The 21,617-nt window shown below is 51.9% G+C and carries 18 protein-coding genes; 14 read left to right on the top strand and 4 right to left on the bottom strand.

Translation table 11 applies throughout. The features are described 5' to 3' along the window. Positions 1-131 precede the first annotated feature (131 nt). The 7 genes from AC6ESO_RS13700 (at position 132) to AC6ESO_RS13670 (ending at position 7,920) form a co-directional block, all read left to right on the top strand. Positions 132-1,526: a DUF4832 domain-containing protein gene (locus AC6ESO_RS13700; RefSeq protein ID WP_497091822.1), complete on the top strand. Its 1,395-nt coding sequence runs from the start codon at positions 132-134 to the stop codon at positions 1,524-1,526. Between the two features lie 114 nt (positions 1,527-1,640). Then, on the top strand, positions 1,641-2,165 hold the full coding sequence (locus tag AC6ESO_RS13695; RefSeq protein WP_497091821.1) for a GNAT family N-acetyltransferase: 525 nt from the start codon (positions 1,641-1,643) through the stop codon (positions 2,163-2,165). Between the two features lie 376 nt (positions 2,166-2,541). Continuing rightward, positions 2,542-3,639, top strand: a complete 1,098-nt coding sequence (locus AC6ESO_RS13690; protein WP_497091820.1) for a hypothetical protein — start codon at positions 2,542-2,544, stop codon at positions 3,637-3,639. Between the two features lie 17 nt (positions 3,640-3,656). Beyond that, positions 3,657-4,259 (top strand): hypothetical protein, encoded by a 603-nt coding sequence (locus AC6ESO_RS13685; protein WP_497091819.1) that lies wholly within the window; start codon positions 3,657-3,659, stop codon positions 4,257-4,259. A 146-nt stretch (positions 4,260-4,405) separates the two neighbouring features. Continuing rightward, positions 4,406-6,340: a glycoside hydrolase 5 family protein gene (locus tag AC6ESO_RS13680; protein ID WP_497091818.1), complete on the top strand. Its 1,935-nt coding sequence runs from the start codon at positions 4,406-4,408 to the stop codon at positions 6,338-6,340. A 156-nt stretch (positions 6,341-6,496) separates the two neighbouring features. Beyond that, positions 6,497-6,850 (top strand): VOC family protein, encoded by a 354-nt coding sequence (locus AC6ESO_RS13675; protein WP_497091817.1) that lies wholly within the window; start codon positions 6,497-6,499, stop codon positions 6,848-6,850. A 14-nt stretch (positions 6,851-6,864) separates the two neighbouring features. After that, the gene (locus tag AC6ESO_RS13670; RefSeq protein WP_497091816.1) at positions 6,865-7,920 is read left to right on the top strand and encodes a DUF4037 domain-containing protein; all 1,056 of its coding nucleotides are present in this window, start codon (positions 6,865-6,867) and stop codon (positions 7,918-7,920) included. A gap of 82 nt (positions 7,921-8,002) precedes the next feature. Here AC6ESO_RS13670 and AC6ESO_RS13665 read toward each other — a convergent pair whose 3' ends face one another. Beyond that, entirely contained in the window at positions 8,003-10,879 is a 2,877-nt protein-coding gene (locus AC6ESO_RS13665; RefSeq protein ID WP_497091815.1) for a family 78 glycoside hydrolase catalytic domain, read from the bottom strand. A gap of 326 nt (positions 10,880-11,205) precedes the next feature. Between AC6ESO_RS13665 and AC6ESO_RS13660 the strand changes: the two genes are divergently transcribed. From AC6ESO_RS13660 to AC6ESO_RS13650, 3 genes are read left to right on the top strand one after another with little or no spacing between them, the layout of a single operon-like run. Further along, on the top strand, positions 11,206-12,435 hold the full coding sequence (locus tag AC6ESO_RS13660) for an MFS transporter (protein WP_497091814.1): 1,230 nt from the start codon (positions 11,206-11,208) through the stop codon (positions 12,433-12,435). A 54-nt stretch (positions 12,436-12,489) separates the two neighbouring features. After that, positions 12,490-14,226, top strand: a complete 1,737-nt coding sequence (locus AC6ESO_RS13655) for a Rieske (2Fe-2S) protein (RefSeq protein WP_497091813.1) — start codon at positions 12,490-12,492, stop codon at positions 14,224-14,226. A 30-nt stretch (positions 14,227-14,256) separates the two neighbouring features. After that, complete coding sequence (locus tag AC6ESO_RS13650) at positions 14,257-14,787, top strand: cysteine hydrolase family protein (RefSeq protein WP_497091812.1); 531 nt, start codon at positions 14,257-14,259, stop codon at positions 14,785-14,787. Between the two features lie 18 nt (positions 14,788-14,805). Here the strand turns inward: AC6ESO_RS13650 and AC6ESO_RS13645 are convergent, their stop codons facing one another. Next, complete coding sequence (locus AC6ESO_RS13645; RefSeq protein WP_497091811.1) at positions 14,806-15,009, bottom strand: hypothetical protein; 204 nt, start codon at positions 15,007-15,009, stop codon at positions 14,806-14,808. A gap of 116 nt (positions 15,010-15,125) precedes the next feature. On the opposite strand from AC6ESO_RS13645, the gene AC6ESO_RS13640 reads away from it, so the two are divergent. The 3 genes from AC6ESO_RS13640 (at position 15,126) to AC6ESO_RS13630 (ending at position 18,657) form a co-directional block, all read left to right on the top strand. Continuing rightward, positions 15,126-16,934 (top strand): ABC transporter substrate-binding protein, encoded by a 1,809-nt coding sequence (locus AC6ESO_RS13640; RefSeq protein WP_497091810.1) that lies wholly within the window; start codon positions 15,126-15,128, stop codon positions 16,932-16,934. 30 nt (positions 16,935-16,964) lie between these two features. Then, on the top strand, positions 16,965-17,960 hold the full coding sequence (locus AC6ESO_RS13635; RefSeq protein ID WP_497091809.1) for a phosphotransferase enzyme family protein: 996 nt from the start codon (positions 16,965-16,967) through the stop codon (positions 17,958-17,960). A gap of 364 nt (positions 17,961-18,324) precedes the next feature. Beyond that, on the top strand, positions 18,325-18,657 hold the full coding sequence (locus tag AC6ESO_RS13630; protein WP_497091808.1) for an HIT domain-containing protein: 333 nt from the start codon (positions 18,325-18,327) through the stop codon (positions 18,655-18,657). Between the two features lie 57 nt (positions 18,658-18,714). On the opposite strand, the gene AC6ESO_RS13625 is transcribed toward AC6ESO_RS13630, so the two are convergent. Continuing rightward, positions 18,715-19,128, bottom strand: coding sequence for a cupin domain-containing protein (locus AC6ESO_RS13625; protein ID WP_497091807.1), 414 nt, complete (start codon positions 19,126-19,128; stop codon positions 18,715-18,717). A gap of 130 nt (positions 19,129-19,258) precedes the next feature. After that, positions 19,259-19,861: a 5'-deoxynucleotidase gene (gene yfbR, locus AC6ESO_RS13620; RefSeq protein WP_497091806.1), complete on the bottom strand. Its 603-nt coding sequence runs from the start codon at positions 19,859-19,861 to the stop codon at positions 19,259-19,261. Positions 19,862-20,011: 150 nt separating this feature from the next. On the opposite strand from yfbR, the gene AC6ESO_RS13615 reads away from it, so the two are divergent. Continuing rightward, a complete protein-coding gene (locus tag AC6ESO_RS13615) occupies positions 20,012-21,556 on the top strand; it encodes a fumarate hydratase (protein WP_497091805.1) in 1,545 nt (514 codons plus the stop codon). Positions 21,557-21,617: the final 61 nt, after the last annotated feature.

Here is a 21,617-nt window from a genome sequence, read left to right as displayed (position 1 = left end):
CAGAACTGTCAACGGGGTATTTTGAACGCGTACGCTTATTATTTTCTTGTGAAGAACCAGTAACGCACGGAATTTACATATTATGTTATTCTAGTAGCGATGCGTCTATTAAAGATAAGGTGGGTGTTCGCATGGCCATGGGAAGTCGGATCGCATTGTATCCGAAGGTGATTCGTGACGTGCTCGTCAATCCGGGCATCGGATTTTCGACGTTTCAACGGTTTAACGGGGATCAGCTGAATCCGGGAACAAGGCATTGGACGGAAGGACATCCGATCGAATATCAGAACAATAGCGGAAGCTTGGACAATAGCGAGTATCCCATGACATCGCTCGCCTATTATCGCGTGTACTGGAAGTATCTTGAGCCCGAAGCGGGTGACTATCGCTGGGATTTGATCGACACTGCGCTGACTGTGGCACGCGAGCGCAAACAAACCCTCCAGCTGCGCATTGCGCCATATGGAGTAGGAGAAGCGGAGGATGTACCGGCTTGGTTTCGTGCCCTAGTAGGCAACAGCAGCAGACCGCTGCCGGATGCCAAATGGCAGGTGGACCCGGAGAATCCGCTGTACGCGAAGCATTTTGGCGGCTTTATTCGGCTTATGGGGGAGCGGTATAACGGACATCCGGATTTGGAGACGGTGGATATGTCTATCCTCAGTGCGTGGGGGGAAGGCGAATCCTCTCACCTGTTGTCCGAGCATACGAGAGCGGCTCTAGTAGACTCCTATACCGATACGTTCCTAGATACGCCTTTAGTCATGCTGCTAACAGATCCCTATACCAATGCATATGGTCTGACGAAGGCGAATGTGGGCTATCGGATGGATTGTCTTGGTGATATGACTGAAGGCGCGGCTCATATGCTGGACTGTTACCCGCAGCAGATTATTCAATGCGGCATGCAGAATGCTTGGATGAAAGGCCATGTCTCCTTTGAATCGTGCGGGGTAATGTATTCTTGGTTCCACCGCGGAGTAGATATCGACTACGTGATCGATCAATCGCTGAAATGGCATATGTCCTCCTTTAATCCCAAATCATCGCCGGTTCCTCGAGAATGGGAGAGTCAGGTGAATCGCTGGCTGCGATCAATGGGTTACCGCTTCGCGCTGCGTAAGTGGACTTATCCTGATGTTGTGAAGCCCGGCGGCAAGCTTGATTTTACCTCCTGGTGGGAAAATCTTGGCGTTGCGCCGATTTATCGCAGGTTTCCTTTGGCGGTGCGACTGGTAAACGAACGTTGCTGCAAGGTGTATCTGACAGACGCCGATATTCGGGCATGGCTTCCGGGTGACATCACCTATGAGCGGTCGCTCGACATTCCGCCGGATATGCCCCTCGGTCATTATCGACTGGAAGTTGCGCTTGTCGACAGACTTACCGGTGAACCGTCCATCCGACTTGCATCTGAAGGAAGACAGCCGGACGGCTGGTATGCGGCGGGAACCGTCCACGTTCAGACCGAGCTCGATCCGCCGCCTTCGCCGCTTGGCGAGATTGTGGTGTCACCGTGGCAATGAGCTTATAAGAGCTGGAAAGCGCGGCTAGGGCGATGTTCATCTCCAAAGGGGGCAAGCCACGGCAGCCTTACCTGCACTATAAATACAAATGATAGGCAAACGAGAGTGATCGAGGTGTATATATTGATTGAGTTTCCGCCGATTGCGACAGATAGATTGATTCTGAGAGAGCTGACGCTGGAGGATGCCGAAGAAGTGCTCAAGCATTTCTCAGACCGTGAAGTAACTGCTTTTATGGATATCGAGCCGTGTCAGTCTATCCGGGAAGCTGAGGAGATTATCCGGTTCCATATCGAGGACAGCGGTTGTAGATACGGATTGTTTAGCAAAGAGACCGGATCGATGATCGGCACCTGTGGATACCATTGCTGGGTGAACGATGAAGGAGATGGGTCCCGAGCGGAGATTGGCTTTGATTTAGCCCGAGCTTACTGGGGTCAAGGGTATATGAAGGAAGTGCTCCGACCGATGCTCCAATTGGGATTCGATCTGATGAAGCTTGCTTACATTGAGGCCACTGTTGAAGAGGCGAATGTAAGATGCCGGAAGCTGCTGGAGGCCTTGCAGTTTGTGAGAGAAGAGGAACTGCGGGATCGGCTTATTCACTATAAGTTCATGAAGTCTTTTCATATCCAATAAAGACAGGAGGCTTTGTTTGAAACAAACGGAATACATCTGCGTAAACAACATTATCATTCAAAGGGGAGCGCCGAGGGAGGATAACAGAGTTGCAGCTAATATGTTCTAACGAACTGTGAAGGCGTTATTTAAGCGAAACCAACGGCAAATTGGATCTAACGAATCGTGAGGGCGTTATTGCGTGTAAATGGGGCGACAAGAGGCTGCTTTGCATGGAATAGCGACTGTAGGGTTCGTTAGAATTTTAAATCCGATCATTTTGCTGAAATAAGGCCCCTACGGTTCGTTAGAGAGAATCCTATGAGCATTCACACCGTGAGAGCTCCCTGTCAACTAACTTGCCATAAATACGAACTTATCTGGAGGTTATCTCATAATGGGAATTAAAGATTGGTTTCTGGAAGCCTTCTCCGGTCAAAAGGTTTGTCCGATCGAACATTTGGAAAGCTACAAGCGACTTGGCGAGCAAATTTATTCCCTCCACGTGGAGTTAGCAGACACTACGTCTCCACAAGCGTTGGCGTTTGTGCAAGCAGCCAGAAGCATTCAGAAAATGGCCGATGCTTTGCTGGGCGACGCCTTCTCCGGCGATGAACCAAAGCCGGTTCCGATCGTAACCCATGATCAAGCCGATGTCTGGTACGGGATGCTGCCTGAAATCATGGTTGCCGCAAGACAAGAGGCTTCTTTTGCCCAATCGGCGCGCATTGAGCTGCCTATCCGGCTCGGTGCCCAAATTGAAGGTCCAAAACCATGCCCGGTTCAACACATCGCCGGACTTCGGCATGCAGCCGCCGAAATGGAAGAAATGCTGGCATTGGAAATATCGCTTGCCCGCAATGAGAAGGATCGGTATAGAGAGTCAATTCTGCTCTACGAAGAAGCCCGAACACGGAAGCAGGCCGGGGATTCCATCGTGGGCACGATAACGAACGGTCGTCGTGTTTCGGAAGAAAGCCATGAAGATGCCGAGGAACAATATTGGATGGCGTTATCGAATTATTTGTTAATTGCACAAGGCTTAAAGGATCCCGAGCTGCTCAAATGTCCTTCTGTCGGATCGGGAACGCAGGGCTTGAGCTTCAAACGCTGTAAATTAGATTCGAACGATATTTGGAAAGTGACATCTCCGATGGCTGTTCCTGAGATCAAGCGTGCAGGCGAGTTTTTTCAGGCAGAACGTGATTTGATCGAGCATTGGGAATGTTTTGTGGAAACTCGGGTCGAACGGGATTACGAAACGACAGTGGAAGAGCTGGTGGCCAAAGGGCATATTTCCGAAGACTCCTACTGGTACTGCTGTCCCTTCCCCTCGGTTTACCGGGTGCAGACGGATGCTGTAACCGTATTGGGAAAAGTCATTCCAAGAGGTCATGTGTTTGTATTTGAATATGGCGATGACGGAGCTCCGGGGAAATTCATCACACAAGCCACCTTCCAACCGGCGGATTCACGTAAATACTGCGATGATTAATCGGCAACAGGAGTGGGATGATGGGAATCGTAGATCGGATTAAGGGGCTGTTTCGTCAAGGGCTGCAGCAGCAAGGGAAGCCAGATTCCTTCGAGGCTTACTTGGAGTCTGCGAACGAGCGGTTGCGTGAAATTACGGTGATCGTGCATCGGTTGGAATCAGAGCTGTTATCGGCTAAAGAGCGGATACGTGGTGTTGAGCAACAAAACCTGTCGTTTCGACAGCTGGCAGAACAAGCAGCAGAGCAGCAAAATACGGAAGTCGTACGCCGCTATCTAGAGCAGGAGTATACGGGGAAAGCGCGATTGGCTGCCATGCTCAAGGATATGAAGCAGATGGAAGATCGATTTGTCGGTATGAAAGAGCGTTATTTGCAATTCGTGCAAACGATACAAGAAGCGAGCAGCAAGCACGATGCGATATTGATTCGATCGTTAATGGCGACGACTGAGCTCGAAGCTAATCGCCTATCTTCGTCGAATCATCAGGCAGATGCCTTGCTCGCGAGCAAGGATGAGGAGCGCCGGGTGCTCGAAGCGAGACTGGAGCTCGCACGTTCCGGTCAAGCGGATTCGCTGGATCGGGAAATAGAGGATTTGATTCGAAGCAAACATAAATAAGCAAGTGGCAGCAGCCACGAAACCACTTCCTATCGAAGTGGTTTTTGTTTGTGTGGGCTTAAATGGTCCATTTTTCGTTGTTTCGTCCATTAATCTAAGCCTTTGAAAGCGTTATGGTAGTAGAAAACCCGAAATGGAGCTACATAATGAGCGCGAATCGCCTATTGAATCAAATAGAAAGTCCTTTCTTCATTGGATGCAATTATTGGGCTTCACATGCAGGGACGGCAATGTGGTCGGACTGGAGACCGGACGTCGTCGAAGCGGATTTGAAGAAGCTTGCAAGCGAAGGCATAGAAGTGCTGCGCGTATTTCCGCTCTGGCCGGATTTTCAACCTATTGAGCGCACGTATCGTGAGTTTGGCAATCATTCGTCTTACCGTTTCGGCGAAGAACATTTCCCCGATACAGACGCAGGCCAAGCCGGCATATCCGAAGTGATGATGCAGCGTTTTGAAGCATTCGCAGCGCTCTCGTGTAAATACGGCATCAAGCTGATCGTTGGATTAATTACGGGATGGATGAGCGGGAGGCTGTTCGTTCCGCCAGCGCTTCGCGGCAAGTCGATTATAACCGATGCGGATTCCATTCGTTGGCAGGTCAAATTCGTATCCTATTTTGTCTCGCGAATGAAGTCGGAGGCTGCCATTATTGCTTGGGACCTTGGCAATGAGTGCAATAGTATGGGAAAAGTCGAAAGCCGGGAGCAGGCTTATGTGTGGACAGCTTCATTGTCAGGGGCGATAAAACGCGCGGATGCCAGCCGTCCGCTAATCTCCGGCATGCATTGCCTATTTCCTAATGGGAACTGGACGATGCAGGATCAAGGGGAGCTGACCGACATTTTGACAACTCACCCGTATCCTTACTGGACGCCTTATATGGACTATGAACCGATGGATACGATGCGAGCGACTCTGCATGCCACGGCTGAAAGCTTATTTTATGAGGGAATTGGGGGGAAGCCTTGTTTTGCGGAAGAGATGGGCACGATGGGGCCAATGGTTTGTTCGGATGAAGTTGCAGTCGCGTTCGCCCGTACGAGCATGTTAGCCCAATGGGCTCACGGTTTGCATGGCTTGCAATGGTGGTGCGCTAATGACCAGACGAAGTTGAAGCATGCACCTTACGACGAAGTAGCCTGCGAGGGCGAACTGGGTCTGTTGACTGAGGATGGCCGGGTAAAACCAGTCCTAACAGAAATGGCGAAGTTAAAGCAGGATATCGCGGCTTATCCGATGAAAGAGCTGCCTCCAAGGCGAATCGAAGCGGTATGTATCTTGAATTCGGATCAAGACCATTGGGCGGTAGCTTATGGAAGCTTCATGCTGTCTAAGCAAGCCGGGTTTGATTTGACCTTCCGGTTCGAAGATCAGCCTTTGCCTGACGCAGAGCTATATTTGCTGCCTTCCGTAACAGGCGTTCGGGGAATGCCAAAGCGCAGATGGGAGCAGCTGCTGCAGCGCGTTCAGGAGGGGGCGAGCCTGTATGTGTCAGTCGATGACGGCTACATGCTTCAGTTCTCGGAGTTGACCGGGCTTTCTGTAGTGAACCGGCAGCGGCGTGCGGAGGCGGCACAAGTGATCCTGGGTTCGAAAGAAGATCAGATCTCGGTTCCTTCGTCGTTTCGCTGGACATTCAGCAGCGTTCGGGCGGAAGTGTTGGCGACGGAAGAGGACGGCAATCCGGTACTGACGCGAGCAGCATATGGCAAAGGAACGGTTTACTTTATGTCTCTTCCTATTGAGCTGGCCATGACACAAGGGAAAGCAACATGCGGCCAGCCGGACGAGAATCCCTATTGGAAAGTTTACCGTACGATATCCCGGGAAGCTGTGGAGGGCCGGGCTCTATGCAAGGAAGACCCGCTAGTCGGATTGACGGAGCATCCCGTTACGGATGGCAAGCGCATCGCGGTCCTCATTAACCACACACCTGAGGTAAAGTCAATTCGCGTACAGCTCGCGGAGGGGTGGCAGCTCGAAGAATGCTGGCGCGGCGATGCAGAGGATGCTGGAGATCATATGATCGTAAAGCTTGCTGCCAATGATGGAGCGGTCATTCTGCTGAGACCTCGTTAATTCGATCAGACTTGCTGAATAAGGTTCATGATTGAAGATTAGGCCCTTTAGAAAAGAGGGTCTTTTTTTTATTCGATTTCCACTCTTCACAAGCGAACATATGTTTGCTATTATTGATGGGTGGAACTAATTTCCAATAGAAGCGAGGGATTGTTGATGGGGAGAGTAATTGGATTCGAGCTAAGCAGCCAAGAGCCGGAGAAAGCAGCAGCATTTTATGAGAAGGTGTTTGGATGGCAGATTGCGGAACCGCAATGGGATTATTGGAACGTGACAACCGGCGGTTCCGAGAAGCCGGGAATTGACGGCGGTATCGGCAGAGGTCCGGCGGATCATCCGCATGGGACACGGATTCAAATTGAAGTAGCTTCAATTGATGAGGCCGTTACGAAAGCAAGAGACAACGGAGCGGTCATTGTTCGTGATAAAATGGAATTCGACGATTTCTATCTTGCCTATTTGGTTGACCCTGTCGGTCTGGGAATCGGGCTTATTCAGAAAAAGCAATGAAATGGTGGGTTACGATGCAAGGGATTGAATTATGCCGGCGTTTCTATGAGGAAATCGTCCAACCGCAGTTAGCTGCATTCCCATCGATTGCCTACTCGGCAGCCCTTATCGGACCAGGCAGCGAAGTGCTCGGTTTCGATACGGAGATGTCGCAGGACCATGATTGGGGTCCGCGAACGCTCCTTTTTCTTCACGATTCAGATGAGGAATTAGCGGATCGGCTCCGTGCCTACATAAGCGATAAATTGCCGGAAACGTTCTATGGTGTCCCGGTTGAATCGGAGAAGACTGTAATTACGACATTGCAGCAGTTCACGTGGGATTGTCTTGCTTACGACTTTAGCAAACCGATGGACTCGATTGATTGGCTAACATTCTCTTCGCAAACGCTGCTTGAGTTGACGAAGGGCACCGTGTTCCATGATGATCATGGACGGTTGACTGAGCTGCGCGGGCAATTGCAGTTCTACCCTGATGAGGTGTGGTACTATCTGCTGGCTTGCGTGTGGCAGCGTATCGGTCAAGAGGAGCATTTGATGCTTCGAGCCGGCTATGCCGGGGATGAGCTCGGTTCGGCCGTTATTGCAACCCGGCTAATCCGAGATGTTATGAACCTGTGTTTCCTCATGGAGCGTCAGTATGCACCGTATCCCAAATGGTTCGGTACAGCTTTTGGAAAGCTGCGCTGCGCGGAAACGCTGACGCCGCTCCTTTGGAAGGTTCAAACGGCGACAGTGTGGAAAGAGCGGGAGCAAGGGCTGAACAGCATTTATAAACATATGGCCCATATGCATAACGAACTTGGCATAACTGAACCGGTGCCGGATGAGGTGACGAGCTTCTTTACGCGTCCATTCCTAGTGATGAACGGCGGCGAAATCGGAGGACATTTAGCGAACCGGATTCAAGACGAGGGTCTGCAATGGTTGGTCCGGAACCGATTAATCGGCAGCTTGGATCAAATTACGGACAATACGGATTTCCGGATGCTGAACACGTGGAAGGACGGAGCGGGAAATAGCGCGAGGTCGATTCTGAAACAGCTTTATAGGTTCGGAGACGAAAGATAAAGTGGCAGCCGCAAGCGTGAAGAGGTCCATGGCTCGGGCAGCCAGAAAGAGCCTGGCGAATACTCACCAGGCTCTTACTGTTCTACCCAAGTAGGACTTGTTCCACTTCAAGCTCATATCCATCAGGCTTCACTAGCTGAAGCTCGATATGGGACGGTGCAACCACACGAAGCTGCATTACTTTCGTCTGCTCATCGACTTTCCAGGATACGCTGATGCTGCCGCTGCCCGGAACCGGGACAGAGCCGCGTGCCCAAGTCAGACCAACCGGCTTCGGTGCAACCTCAACCTTTGTCCAACCCGGTGTCAGCCCGCGAACGCCAAGCACCTCGGCACCGAGGAAATAGACCGGACCCGCGGACCAAGCGTGACAATGGCTGCGCGTGAGCATTTTGGAGTTTATCGTAATATTGCCGGTCGGATACACTTCCCAGACGGAAGTGGCGCCTTGGTCTACCATGACCCCATATTGCTCCAGGATATCGGCTGCCATCGTATCTGGAAGTCCGAGCTTGGCCAGCGCTTCATGGTAGAAGAAGGACATGAACGGGCTGCCGATTTGGACGAATGCTGCCGGCGGCTCTACGATGTAACGCTTCAACACTTGCAAGCGTTCCTCAGTAGTAATGTCGCACAAGCAAGCGACTACCTGCGTTTGCATACTGGTTGTAGACGACGGCGAACCGTCAGCATGAATGCAATCCAGATAAGCTTGGCGGCCCTCATCCCATAGGACGTTATTGATGGCATCGCGGATTTGCACGGCACGTTCACGGAATCCTGCTCCGATAAACTCGTCACCGGCGGTATCAGCCAGCTGCGCAGCATCGCGGAGCGCTTTGACGAGGAACATGTTTTGCGGTGCTACGATGCCTTCGCCCGGCTGTTCAAAGGCTGCCCAATCGAGCAGATTCCAGCCGCTAATGTTCAGCAGACCGCGCTCGTCGATCTTCTGCAAGTAATGCTGCAGCGTAAAGCGAACATGAGGCCACATTTCACGCGCAAAGGTTTCGTTGCCGGTGTATTGGTAATGCTCCAGGCAAGCCGAAACCCAGAATAGCGTCCAGTTCGGGATGACACTGCTCCAGCCGCTTGGCACCTGATCGCCATAGAGCGGCGATTGGAAGGCTGAGCCTGGCACAAGGCGTAAACAACGCTCCACGATTTCAGCAGAACCGAATGCATAATAGTTAATCAGTGAGGCATTGCGAGCATCGCCAACCCAATAGGTTTGCTCGAAAGCCGGGCAATCCACGAACGTATCCTCCATGCATAGCCGCGTGGTATCCCGGCTAATCCGCCAAATTTCGTTCAGCTTCGCATTGCTGGATTGGAAGGTACCGACATTGGCGACCGGGAAGTTGCTTTGGATCATTTTGACTTCAACCAGCTTCACCGGCCTTGTTGCACCGCGCACCGTAATCGCAAGATAACGCAGGCCTCGGCGAACGACGGAGACATAAGATTGTCTGCCTTCACGGCAAGTATAACGGAATGTATTGTCGAGCTCATATGTGTATTGGCGCCAGCCATCGCGCATATATTCAAAACCGTAGCCGTCCACGATGGTGCCTTCGGCGGCATCGATCGTAAAGGCCACATATCCGGTCAGCTCACGTCCAAAATCGATCAAGATTTCGGTATCCAGCTCCGCATGCAATGGCACAATGCCCGCATTTGACCCAGCGAGAACGGATTGCTGCAATTGAACCGGAACCGGCTGCGGCAGGTCCACTACACGCCAAGCGGTTTGGGTATAGACGTCGGTAAAATGAACCAGCTGAGGCGGGATCGGATGGATCCACTCGGCAAACTCACTCAGCTGCTCTACGGAATCAATTTGCTTCACAGCTTCATAGAGAGGCTGCTCCTGCTTCATCGACACGCCGGGCTGATGGTCGATATGCTCGGCTGAATCGAATGCTCCGATCTGGGCAAAAGGCACATTACTCATTTGCGCATGCGCAGCAATTGGGGAACGCAGCTCAAACGGTCCGTCGCAATGAAAACCGAGGTGATAGCCATGTCCGTGCGAGCCGCCACTCAGATCGAACAGGATGAAATGCTCGCCTGCCTGCAAGGATAGCTCGAGGAACATGTTTGGCCGCTCACCGGCGAAGTCGTCATCTCTATACCATTTGCCGCCAACGCGAACGCGGAACGGGACTCTGCCTCCGTCCACGGTGCCAATTGTAAAAGCAGCTGCTTCCGGAAGCGTGAGGACAGTAGCCATAAGCCCGATAAAAGAAATCGGATTCGCGTGATTCACGCTATCCGGAACGAGCATCGTGCGAACATCGAATACGGCACTCCAAGCAACCGGCTTTACGAATGACATCTCTTCCACCCGCGCCGGGTAGATCGGCTCTTCGGTTAGATAAGGAATCGATCTTGGCACAAGGCTTGTCCATGGGGCCATGCCGACGTTGCCAATGACCGTTGCCTGCTCCCAAGCTGCATCGTCATATTGCGCATTCACCCAAGCATCATCCCAGTTGCGTGCATCATACCGATCTGTGAACGGCAGCTGGCAAGAGATACGTGAAGAGGCCACATCATAAGCGGTGTGAATTGCAGTTGTCCAAGAATCGTCGGTGCAAAGTAAAGCAGTGCCATCCGTATCCTCGACTTGCAGCAGCAAGCCGCCTCTGCCTCTCAAATATTGAAAGGTAGAAATACCTGAATGCAGCACCAATACCGCGATTGTATTCATAGCGCCACTGTGCAGCAAATGGCCGATTTCATATTCATCGTAAGCCAGCTCAAACGGCCAAGAGCGGACCGGCCCGCGGCCAACCTGCGTTCCATTCACATAAAGAACGTAGCGGGAATCCGCTGTTAGCTTCAGCTTCGTTTCGCTGGTGCCGGTTGGCTCGAATTGAAAGGTTTTACGGAAGCAGCGCCATTCATTGCGAGGACTTTCCTCGCCGCTGCCCCAAATCCAGGATGCTTGCCACATAATAAATTGCCTCCTCTATCGTCATCGTCACCCTCATTGTAAACGATTACTAGCCGACTGAAAGGGCTCATTTCGGACATTTATATAGGGCGATTCGGACATGCTTGGCTTCAATTATTGGCAGCAGCGTCAGTCAAGCAGAACATGACAGCCTGAATCCCCTTTATCTGGGCAAAAAGACCGATTATACGGCGGAATTCAAGCAAGATTCTAGCAGAAGAGGTTATTTGGCCCAGAGCGGTTGGTTAAAGCGCTTACCTGAATTGGCTGCTATGTTACAATGACAGCAATTGGTAGCAGCTAAGTCGAAGGGTGGCCCCGTGCAGATGAAGGCAAGTTTAGGAATAAGATGGAATGCGATCAAAGGCAGTCCGGTTCCAAAGGAGAGAGAGCTTGGGAGGGAAGCGCTGGTTGCGCTGATCATCCACGGCTGCTTTCAATTCGGCGCCTCGATGTCGGGGTTGTTTCTGAACTTGTATTTGTGGCGGCTCACGCATGATTTGGCCGTAAATGGTTTCTATAATATGATCGTATTCTTGTTCACACCTGTTGCGTTCGCGCTAGGTGGATGGATCACGAAACGCAAGGATCGGATGGTCACCTATCGGCTCGGTATCCTCATGATTGCAATTTTCTATCTGCTGGTTGTTATCGCACAGGAGCAGGTAGCGGCGTGGTATGTGCTTTTTGCAATTTTTCACGGATTAGCGTCGGGCTTGTATTGGACCGGATATCTTGTTCTTATGTACGACGTATCGACGGAAAACAATCGTGTCCGATTTCTGGCTATTAATATGGTCGTCTTTAACTTGGCAGGTCTGCTTGGACCTGCGCTTGCCGGCTTTATCATCCAATTCAACGAAGGCTTGAGCGGTTATATCATCACCTTCCTGCTTGCATTCATCATGTTTCTGGTAGCTTCCATTATCAGTTTCCGAATTCCAACGATAGCGTCCCATCACCGCGTCTATCATTTGAAGTTAATGGGCATTGTCATGCGAAAGAACGTGCAATGGGTCAAAGGTCTGCTGGCGTTCTTTGTTCTGGGATTATTTCAAGGCATTATGCTGTTTCTGCCGAACATTCTGCTCTATCAAACCGTCGGAAGGGAAGACTTCGTCGGCTATCTGGGTGTATGCTTCTCCGCATTAACCGTCGCAACCGGGTATGTCATATCGCGTAAAGCGAAGAAGGAGCAGGTGCGCAAGCATGTGCTGTTTTCCACGAGTGGGATTTTGGTAGGTGCGGCATTCCTTCTCTATGATGTGTCTGCATGGACGGTTGTCTTCTATATGGTTGCCTTCTCGATTTGCAATCCGCTCGCAGTGAATACGCTAACCTCCTATTATTACAGGCTCATTGGCAAACTGCCGCTCAAAGGACAGCTCAAGGTTGAATCGGTTGTGATGCGGGAAGTGTTTCTGAATGCGGGCCGGATTATATCGATTACGCTGCTGCTCTTTGTTTCCAAAGACTTGGAATCGATCTGGCTTCCGGTTGTCGTTGCAGGGACGGCTGCAATGCAGTATGTAATGTTCTGGTTAATGAAGGACTAGACTCCGCGGCTATAGAAGAAGTAGGTAGCACCATCATTTTGAAGGAGGCTGAATATGAATCGAACCGCAGAGTGGATCAAAGCCGGCTCAGTCCAAGAATTGAAGGAGAAAGGATCGGCTGTCATTAAAGGCGGGATTGCCGTCTTCGTGCATGAGGAAGGCATCTTCGCCGTCGATAACCGTTGCCCGCATCTCGGGTTTCCGCTTCATATGGGAAGTTTGTGCGACGGTATCTTAACTTGTCACTGGCATCATGCCCGTTTCGACGTTTGCAGCGGCGGGACGCTCGATCCTTGGGCGGATGATGTGCCATCCTATGAAGTCAGTGTGGAAGAAGAGACCGTGTGGGTGAACCCGCAGCCGAAGATAGCGAACCATATTCAGAAATATAAAGATCGCCTCACGGAAGGTTTGGAGCAAAATATTAGCATCGTTATCGCCAAAGCAGTCGTTGGTCTGGTGGAAGCCAATGTGCCGGATGCCGAGATTGCCGGCGTCGGTATCGCCTTCGGAACGCGCAGCGGAAGCGGCTGGAATTCAGGATTGACGATTCTGACGGCGATGGTCCGCGTGATCCCGAAGCTGGACAAGACAGGGCGAATTCTGGCGCTCTATCAAGGCCTCGTACATGTAGCGAGGGGCAGCTCGGGCCGCGGCATTCATTATTTGCTCGGCGCATTGCCGGGTGCAGACGTTTCCTTCGAGCGGCTTGCGGGCTGGTACCGCAATTGCATCGAGGTTCGAGATACGCAAGGCGCCGAGAAGCTGGTCATTACAGCGATTGAGAAAGGAATGAGTCCGGAGCAATTGGCTGATATGATGCTGATTGCCGCAACGGATCATTTCTATCTGGACGGCGGTCATGTATTTGATTTTCACAATAAGGCGTTTGAAGCGCTTGAGCTTGTAGGTGCTGATCAATCCAAGCAGGTGCTCACCTCGCTGCTGCATATGATGGGAAATCCATCTCGGAGCGAAGAACAGCATCACTGGCAGGCACCGATCAATCTGGTTGAGCCGATTCATGAGGCTGTGAAAGAGCTAGCGGAGGCGCGGGCTGGAGGAGTTGCTGCCCTCGATGAAGAGGCCATTCTGCAACAGCTGCTCAGCGAAGAACCGCTTGAAACGATAGCGCTGCTGAAAGAGCTGCTATTGGCAGGCGCAGCACCGTCACAGCTGGCGCAGCTGGTCACGCTTGCCTCTGCCGAGCGCGTAGTCCGCTTCCACACGCAGAACGATCACCGTGATTGGATTGCGGTGCTCCATACGTTCACCTATTCGCATGCTTTGCATGAGCGTTTGTTACGCTCCGGGGAACCGCTGCTTGTTCGTGCTATTTTCCATGGCGCGATGAGTGTGTACTTGGATCGATTCTTGAATGTGCCGTCGGCGAAACGGCCGAAAGCGGCTCCCGGCGATGTGAATGCGGCGACGAATACGGCGGAGCTGCTTCAACTGCTCGATCAGCGCCAGCAAGTAGATCAGGCAGCGAAGTGGGTATTCGATTACTTGAGAAGCAGCGGCGAGATGAATGCGCTGCTGAATACACTCGGTCATGCGCTGCTCCGTGAGGATGCGGAGTTCCATACGTTCCAGATGGCGGAGGCTGCTTTTGCCGAATATGAGCGCTGGCGCTTAAGGTCGGATGAATTTGCGGCGAGGGCACAAGAGACGATGCTGCTTGCTTGTACAAGGTACTTGGCTGCACATGCGCCGACAGCGCGCGAACTGCCGCATACGGCACAAATTGCATGGCGTCTGCATAAGGGCGAACGGTTGTTTGAAGAGTAACGATTAATCGTGTGAGAGGGGATTAAGAAGATGAGTGAGAATTCGAATACGGCATTACTAGTCATTGACGTTCAATCGGCGATGTTCGCGGAGTCATATCCTGTTTATAATGGCGAGGCATTGCTGGAGCGGATCAACGGTTTGCTGGCGAGAGCGAGAGCGGCCGGCGTTCCGGTCATCTATGTCCAGCATAATGAAGGGGTAGGCGAAGAGCTGGAAACAGGTTCCCCGAACTGGGAAATTCACGCCGCGATTGCTCCGATAGGCGATGAGCCGCGAATCCAGAAGTATAAACCCGATTCTTTCTATGAAACGGAGCTTCAGCAAGTGTTGTCGGAGCGAGGCGTTGGCAAGCTCGTCATCGCGGGTCTTCAGACAGACATGTGCGTGAATGCGACGACGACAAGAGCTTCTGAGCTTGGCTATGAAATCATCGTGGCCGGAGATGCTCATAGTACATGGGGATCCGGCGGTCTCACCGCGGAGGAAATCATTGCAGAACATAACGCGCGTTTTTCCTCTTTTGCCCAAATCAGCCCTTCGGCAGACATCGAGTTTTAATAAAAAAAAGGGCGGTCGTCACTTCACTGAAGTGTCGAACCGCCTATTATTCCACCATCTGTGCAACCATCCGCGTTCCTTATTCGCTTGCTCGGATTCTGCCTGTTCGTCTGCTTCCTCCACGGCATTAATCCGTAATCCCCTGCGCAGGTTTTGTTCCAATTCCGCCTGTTGGTATTGCCCGAGCTTCTCTATCGTGTACGTGTTTGTGTGTTGTAACATGTTGTTTTCCTCCTCTCGTTTATAGTTCAATTATGCGCTCGCTAAAAGGGGATAAAAAGAGTAGAATCTTCATAAAACACTTCCCCTTTTCAACCGGGTACAGGAGGGATGATGCTATGCAAATGGCTGCCGCTGAACGCTATTTGGATCTGTATAGTCGATTCGCTGATGGGATCGCGGCGACTGGATCACCTGTTGAAGTTTCGCTTGATGAGCTTGCGCAAGTGCTGTATTGCACAACCCGTAACGTCAAGCTCGTACTGCGTAAGATGGAAGAGGAAAGCTGGATTCGCTGGCTGCCGGGGCGAGGAAGAGGGAATCGCTCGCAGCTGGTCTTTCTGCTGGAGCGCGATACGATGCTGCTTGAGCTCGCGCAGAGAATGGCGCAGCGAGGCGAATATAAGCCGGCATTCGAGTTGATTCATTCCCACGGGAGAGGCTCGCCGGTGAAGGATCGGTTCTCGGAATGGCTGGAGCTTCATTTTGGCTACCGGACGGAAGTGCTGGATGGCAAGCGTAGCGTGGATACGCTGCGGCTTCCCGTGCAAACTCCGATTGTGACGCTGGATCCGGGTGATGTGCTGTATGCGTTTGACGCGCATATGATCAAGCAGCTGTTTAATCAGCTCCTTTATTACGATGTGGTTGCCGGTCGGGTCGTCCCTGCAATCGCACATGCATGGGAGTCCAATAAGGAAGCGACCGTGTGGCAGTTTCATCTGCGCAAAGGCGTTTACTTTCATCATGGTCATGAAATGACGGCCGATGATGTTATCTTCTCGTTAGAGCGGCTGCGCTCCGGGAAGGCACATAGCTGGCTGCTTCGATCGGTGCTTAAGATCGAGAGCGTCGGCTTGCGAACCATTCGAATCGAATTGGAGAAGCCGAACCGTATTTTCCACCGATTCATGAGCTCGCCGGCAGCCTCCATTCTGCCTCGTGAATTACTCGAGCGCGATGAGGAACAGTTCTGGCGCAAGCCATCCGGTACGGGGCCATTCATGGCCGGGGAGTGGAATGAAGATCGGTTCGTGCTTACCGTGAACAAGAATTACTACAATGGCAGAGCGCATTTGGACGGTGTCGTCATCGCGTTCATGCCCCCGGAGCATGGAGATTCTTCGCGCAAATGCTGGGAGAAGCTCATCTGGGATCACGATCTGCAGGATCAGAAGCCGGAAGAGGATTGGGTTACGGTGGAGACGTTGTGCAAAGGCTGCACGATGCTGACTTGGAATTTGGGAAAAGAAGGGCCTCAGCAATCCGCGTTATTTCGCAAGGCGATTGATCTGCTGATTGACCGCCATACGATGATTCGAGAGCTGGGCGAAGACCGGATGTATGCGGCTCGCGGTTTCCGTCCCGACGATAACACGCCGCTTAGGAGCATCCGTCACGATTCTGCGATGGCGCGAGCGCTGCTGCGCGAGTCAGGCTATGATGGGACGCCGATTACGCTTTATACAACTAGCTTCAATATGCGGGATGCCAAATGGATTGCGGATCGCTGCGGGGAGCACGGAGTAGTCGTACATATTGAGCAGCATGACACCAATGATTTTAAGAAAAGGGATCTGATCAACGAGGCGGACACGATCCTGTACGGCATCTTATTTGCGCAGGATGAGGTGTGCGAGATTGAATCCTATGAGCAGCATGGGAGCTTCCTCAAGGAGCATTTGCATCCGGATTTCCGGGCATGGGCGAGGGACAAAATCGATTCGGCCTTAGCCTCGAAGACATCCGAAGAACGCCGACTAATTATGGGGGAAATCGAGGATCGGCTTCGCGAGGAGGGACATGTCGTGTTCCTGCTGCACAAGAAGACGAACACCTCCTACCATCCGGGGATTAAGGGGATCACCATGTCATCGCTCGGCTGGATCGACTTCAAGGATGTGTGGGTGCAGAGTGCGTCGGGATGATTGGGAAGGGAAGCAAGGAGGGCTGGCGGCATGAGAGATGATGCAATGATCGAGCTACTTCGAGGCTATGGGATTCAAGAGCCGCAGCTTCATTTCCTTAGGCATAATGAGAATCGGACGTACAAAGTGGTCGATTCGGAGACGGGTCAACGCTACTTATTTCGTGTTCATCAGCCGCTTACCATTAATTTCGAGGGGCTGCAGCAAACGGATAAGGGATTGTTGGCCGAGCTGCAGCTCATTGAAGAGCTGGGCAAATGTACGAAGCTTGTTGCTCAGAAACCTGTCTATCATAGCTCCGGGAATCTACTGACTCATATTGAACATGATGGGAAAAGGATCCCGTGTTCGCTGCTGACGTGGGTGGAGGGGACGGTTTTGAATAAGCAAACCTGTGAATCCGATCCAGCCATGGCGAAGGAACTCGGGGCTCATATTGCGTCGATGCACCGGTTCTTTCGAAGCTATCAATCGCAGTTCGATTCTGATAGCAGACCTTCGCAAGGTATCGAACGCAATCGCCTGATGATCACTCAAATTCGGCGCGGCGTTGAACAGGGACTTTTTGGCGAGGATGAATTTCATTGTGTGGAGCAAACGATTCGTCTCGTGAATGCTCGACTTGAGAGCTTAGGCAAGTCAGAGGAAACGTACGGAATCATCCATGGCGACTTGAACATGAGTAACATGATTTTGACCCCAGCGGGAGAGATTTGTTTCATAGATTATGGATTATGCGGGAGCGGCTACTACCTGTTTGATGTGGGGATGGGTGCATTGGTCGTCCCCGCGGAGCAACGACTGCATTTTCTTGCTGGCTATTATGGAGACACCGGCGACGTGCCGGATCAAGCGAAGGTGCTGCTGGAAGGCTGGATGCTGATCGCGGTCCTCGGCTACTACGCGTTCCAGATGGAGAATCGAGATGTCCATCCATGGATTCGCGAGCGCATGCCCGGATTCAGCGCGAATCTGTGCCGGCTTTATTTGTCGGGGGAGCCGGTGATGGAGAGGTTTAAAGTGTGAGGAAGCTTCTGCTCCGCTGCAGAGGTGGATTTATTTTAACGAACGACAGAGGTCTTATTTGAGCGTAAAAAGTGGCTTTGAAATTCTAACGAATTCTACAGGCGCTATTTGGTGCCGAAACGCCGTTTTTCGAGCCCAATCCCCTGAATAAGGCCCCTACGATTCGTTAGAAATCATTATCGGCTTATTTCGGGTAAATAAGGCCTCTACGGTTCGTTAGAAATTATGAACTGCTTATTTCGTGGCAATAGGCCTCAACAATGCTTTAGAAATTATGAACTGCTAATTTCGAGCAAATAAAGCCTCGTGGGTGCGTTAGCGTAAGGTGGTTACATACACCAGTTTAACAAAGGAGAGGAAACTCATGTCGGAGGATTTCTATTGCGAGGAAGTTTTAAGCGGTCGAACACAGGTTCAGAAAGTAATAGAGACGGATAATGTGCTTGCGTATTATCACACGCGTCCGTTCTATCCGGTGCACATCGTTGCGATTCCGAAGAAACACATTTCCTCCTTGCTCACTTTGGAGCCGAGCGACAATGACTTGCTTCTAGAATTGCTAGAGGTCGTGAAACAGGTGGCGTCCAAAGTTACGACAGAACACGGTGCATGCCGGGTCATTACGAACCTGGGCCAATACCAGGATTCGAAGCATCTCCATTGGCATGTCATTCATGGTGAGCCGTTGCGCCGCTGAGAACCGGCGTGAATCGGAATCAAGCCGCAGCGCAACAGCTTCAGCAGTTTCAATTTGCTACATCGAACGATGAAGATCATCCAACTCCGGCAGCAACGTTACGCTCTCCTGTTCGTTCGGATCGGTGCGGGCGATGACCGCCGTGCAAACCTCCGAATCCGAACGGTTATATGGCAGGTGTGGCACGCCTGCCGGAATATACATGAAATCCCCGGCTTCGACCTCCATATGCTGTTCAAGCCTCTCGCCATACCACATGCCGGCTCGGCCTGATAATACATAAATCGAAGATTCGTGATTCTCATGCAGATGCGCTTTGGCACGGCCGCCAGGTGGGATGGTTAGCAAGTGCATGCAGAGCCCGGTCGAGCCGACACTCTCAGCAGATATTGCCTCTTGATAGTCGAACCCTTGTTTCCCCTGATAGTTTCCCTTCGTACGAATCCGCATGCAAGTCCGGTTGTCTTCCATCACCGCTCACCTTTTCTTCCGCTCGATTTAGATTAAATGTGAAGCAGTTCCCAGCAAATAGGGGTCAGCAGCAGATTCATAGATATATCCCCAATCGCACCTTCTGCCAGCTTGAGGATAAGCTCCTAAGCTAAGCCTCATGTTCGGACAGCTCATCCAGCGTCTTGTTGAAGCTTGGCGCCATATAAGTCAGGAACCAATTGACCTCTTGCATGTTCAGATCAGCGAGCTTCTGCTCCGTCTGCCCCTTGGCGACAGCGAATTCGCGATTGCCGGAGGACAGCTCGGAGAGGCACTTCATGTACGCATCCAGCAGATCTGCGGCTTTCACCATCTTGAGCAGATCCTTCTCCTCGTCGTCATGTGCAGCTCCGATGACGAGCGGCTCATAAGCAGCCTGCAGCGGCTCCGGCACCATGCTGAGCAGCCGCTCGGCGGCAAGCGCCTCGATCTCGCGGAAGTTCGCGAGCATCTTCGGATTGTGATGCTTGACCGGCGTTGGGATATCGCCGGTGAACACTTCGGTGGCGTCGTGGAACAGCGCCATCGTAACAGCACGGTCGGCATTCAGCGAACGGCCGAACAGCTGATTGCCAATCTCGCAAAGCATATGCGAGAGAAGCGCAACATGATAGGAATGCTCCGCAACATTTTCACGGGTGGTATTGCGCATGAGGCTCCATCTCTCGATATAACGAAGCCGGTACATATAAGCGATAAATGGACTGTCCATATTTGGAAGTAAGCTCCTTCTACTCTAGAAATAGGAGAACATATGAGGCGCCGAAAGCGGTATGCCCGCTCGATTAGGATATGGTATGATATAGATTGATTATATAAGGAAAGACGATTAACGAATAGAGAGAGGAGCCATTTAGGCCTTATGCAGCATTTTGAACAGAGTGTGTATAACCTTATTGTTGAAACTTCTACGAATCTACCGGGAGACGTCCGGAAAGTGATTCAAGCCGCACAAGAGGCGGAGGACCGCGCAACTCGCGCAGGACTGTCGCTCTCCACGATTGCAACGAACATTGAGATGGCGGAGTGCAATGTCTCCCCGATCTGTCAGGATACAGGCATGCCGACCTTTGTCGTTCATACGCCGGTTGGCGCCAACCAAATTGTTATGAAGCAGCAGATTCGCAGTGCCATTGCACGCGCAACGAAAGACGGCAAACTGCGCACGAACTCCGTAGATTCGCTCACCGGCTCCAACACGGGTGACAACCTCGGACCGGGAACGCCGGTTATTCACTTCGAGCAATGGGAGAAGGACGATATTGATGTGCGCCTGATTCTCAAAGGCGGCGGCTGCGAGAACAAGAACATCCAGTACAGCCTGCCGATGGAGATTCCGGGTCTTGGCAAAGCAGGCCGCGACCTCGACGGTATTCGCAAATGTATCATGCATTCGATCTATCAAGCACAAGGTCAAGGCTGCAGCGCGGGCTTCATCGGCGTTGGCATCGGCGGCGACCGGACTACAGGCTATGAATTAGCGAAACAGCAATTATTCCGTCATACCGACGATACGAATACGATTCCCGAGCTTGCTCAGCTTGAAGAATATGTGATGGAGAATGCCAACAAGCTTGGCATCGGTACAATGGGCTTCGGCGGCCAAGTGACATTGCTCGGCTGTAAAGTCGGCGTCATGAACCGTCTGCCTGCGAGCTACTTCGTCTCCGTTGCGTACAATTGCTGGGCTTACCGCCGTCAAGGCGTACTGCTCTCCGCAGACAGCGGCGAGATCAAATCGTGGATTTATCCAAGCGGCTCCGATACACCGATGAAATCGCAGGCTGCTGATGAAGCGGCTGAGGCGGTAACGGAGAACAGTGCACGCCGTGAAGTGGTTCTGAACACGCCGCTTTCCGAAGAAGATGTGCGCAGCTTGAAAGTAGGCGACATCGTCATTATTAATGGTGAAATGCACACTGGCCGTGACGCGATTCACCACCATTTGATGGATCATGACGCGCCGATCGACCTGAATGGCTCCGTTATTTATCACTGCGGACCCGTCATGTTGAAGGATGAGAGCGGTTGGCACGTGAAGGCAGCAGGACCGACGACAAGTATTCGCGAGGAGCCTTACCAAGGCGATATCATTAAGAAGTTCGGCATCCGCGCCGTTATCGGCAAAGGCGGAATGGGACCGAAGACGCTTGCTGCCCTGCAGGAGCACGGTGCGGTTTATCTGAATGCAATCGGCGGTGCGGCACAGTACTATGCGGAATGCTTCAAGAATGTAAACGGCGTCGACTTTATGGAATTCGGTATTCCGGAAGCGATGTGGCATCTGAAGACGGAAGGCTTCGCTGCCGTCGTAACGATGGATTCCCATGGCAACAGCCTGCATGCGGATGTAGACAAGGACTCTTTTGCTAAGCTTGCCCAATTTAAAGAGCCTGTATTTAAATAATTACCAAAGTAGACAATAGAATGAGGGATGCGGTACGCGCAGCTTCGGACTCGCCTTCAAT

The organism is Paenibacillus rhizoryzae, assembly GCF_059686995.1.
Note: the sequence above shows the minus strand (reverse complement) of the source record. Positions and strands in the feature narration are given on the sequence as shown.